Origin of the sequence: Flavobacterium microcysteis, assembly GCF_006385255.1 — a bacterium.
In the GTDB taxonomy this organism is placed as follows: Bacteria; Bacteroidota; Bacteroidia; order Flavobacteriales; family Flavobacteriaceae; genus Flavobacterium; species Flavobacterium microcysteis.
This window is the reverse complement of the sequence record NZ_VFJE01000015.1, coordinates 1-275: the sequence shown is the minus strand read 5'-3', so window position 1 is coordinate 275 and position 275 is coordinate 1. Positions and strand designations below refer to the sequence as shown.

Below are 275 nucleotides of genomic sequence, written 5' to 3'. Positions count from 1 at the left end.
GTAAGCGTAGCCGCAGCAGGGATATTTCCGCAAGCTGCTGTGATGTTTGATGGCAATGTTCCTGTAAATACAGGGGCCTGCGTATCAGTCACGGTTACAGTCTGAGTGTACTCAGCAGTGTTGCCGCATAGGTCAGTAGCCGTCCATTTTCTTGTAAGCGTGTAGTTTCCGGCACAAGAACCATTAGTCCTTGTCTCGGCAAATGTTACAGTTGCGCTTCCGCAGGCATCGGTCGCTGTAAGCGTAGCCGCAGCAGGGATATTTCCGCAAGCTGC

General features: G+C 52.0%; 1 protein-coding gene. It reads right to left on the bottom strand.

The window, feature by feature from the left end; genetic code table 11:
• Window positions 1-275 (bottom strand): HYR-like domain-containing protein (locus tag FJA49_RS18255; protein WP_449404088.1); only part of this gene is annotated, 275 nt, incomplete at both ends.